The organism is Actinokineospora sp., assembly GCF_050699995.1.
GTDB lineage: Bacteria > Actinomycetota > Actinomycetes > Mycobacteriales > Pseudonocardiaceae > Actinokineospora.
On the sequence record NZ_JBOHGC010000287.1, the window covers coordinates 1 to 1,669 of the forward strand.

The following is a 1,669-nucleotide window of genomic DNA, read 5'->3' on the forward strand; positions in this document are numbered from 1 at the left end:
CGCCCGGCCGGTCGCCGACATCCGCGTACCGCGGGAACGCGCGACCGTGGTCGTTGCCCTTGACATCTCCAACTCGATGGCGGCGACAGATGTCGCGCCGAACCGTTTCGAGGTCGCGAAGACCGCCGCCACCGAGTTCGTCCGCAGCATGCCCGAGCAGTTCAACGTCGGCCTCGTCTCCTTCGCCGGTACGGCGACCGTGGTGGCGCCGCCGAGTACGGACCACCAGGCGGCGATCGATGCCATCGGCAACCTCAGGATGTCGAACAGCACCGCGATCGGCGAGGCCGTACTGACCAGCCTGCAGGCGGTCCGCTCGCTGGACGCGGCTGCCGCTGAGGATCCGCCGCCCGCCCGGGTCGTCCTGCTGTCCGACGGTGGGAACACCTCGGGCCGTCCGATCGACGAAGGAGCCAACGCGGCCACCGAGGCCGGCGTGCCGGTGTCGACGATCGCGTACGGAACGCCCGAAGGCACGGTCACCATCGAAGGCCGGTCCGTACCGGTCCCCGCCGACACCGAGTCCTTGCGCGGGCTCGCCGATGCGACCAAGGGTTCCTTCTACTCCGCCGAGAGCGACGAGGAACTCCGCGACGTGTACTCCGACCTCCAGTCGTCGATCGGCTGGACCACCGAGGAACGCGAGATCACCAACCTGGTGGCGGGAATCGCCCTGGCCGCGGCACTTCTGGCCGGCCTGGCCTCGCTGCTGTGGTTCTCCCGCCTCCCGTGAGCTTCGAGGAGCCTTCATGAGCCCGCATCTCGGTCACCCCTTCCGCGGCCCGCACTACCAACCCGGGCCGCCGCCGGCCCCGCCCACTGCTCGGCATGCGGCTCCGTCGCCGTTGAGCACCCCCTTCTCCGTCACCCCGGCCTCCGCCCTGTCGGCTCCCCCCTCTCCGGCGGCGGCACCTCAGGCCGGGGTGACGGACCCCGTACGCCGGCGTACTGGGCGGGCGCTGGCGACCGGGATCGCCCTGTCGGTCCTGGCCGGCGGACTCGCCGGTGCGGTGACGGGTGGAGCCTTCGACCCCTCCGACCCCGTCGCCGCACCGGTCGAGCTGCCTCAAGCCTCAGCGCCGTCGGCGGGCGCGGGCGGCTCGTCGATCGCGTCCGCAGCCGCGAGTGTCCTGCCCGGGGTGGTGTCGGTCCGGGCGGGGCGGGCGACCGGGTCCGGGTTCGCGGTTGATCAACAGGGCCACGTGGTCACCAATGCCCACGTGGTGGAAGGAGCCCGCAATGTCTCGCTGGTCCTGTCGAACGGCCGGAGGCTCGACGCGGACATCATCGGCGTCGACTCCGACAACGACCTGGCCGTCCTGCAGGTCAGCGCGGACGCCGGCAACTCGGGACTGCGCGCGCTCACGCTCGGCCGCTCGTCGCAGCTCCGGGTCGGTGATCCGGTGCTGGCGGTCGGGTCACCGCTCGGCCTGGAAGGGACAGTGACCGCGGGGATCGTCAGCGCGGTCAACCGGCAGGCGGAGTTCGGCGACAACGGCAACCGGCAGACCGCGATCCAGACCGATGCGGCCATCAACCCGGGCAACTCCGGAGGTCCACTGGTCAACGCGGCCGGTCAGGTGGTCGGCGTCAACACCGCCATCGCCACCCTCGGCAGCTCCAGCCGCTCCGGCAACATCGGCATCGGCTTCGCCATCCCGGTCGACCG

At 71.7% G+C, this 1,669-nt stretch carries 2 protein-coding genes; both read left to right on the top strand.

Annotation, left to right across the window (positions count from 1 at the left end):
- Nucleotides 1-733 (top strand): VWA domain-containing protein (locus ACRDSQ_RS14295; RefSeq protein ID WP_431421553.1); only part of this gene is annotated, 733 nt, incomplete at its 5' end.
- 190 nt (nt 734-923) lie between these two features.
- The coding region (locus ACRDSQ_RS14300) for a S1C family serine protease (RefSeq protein ID WP_431421554.1) at nt 924-1,669 on the top strand (746 nt) is incomplete at its 3' end.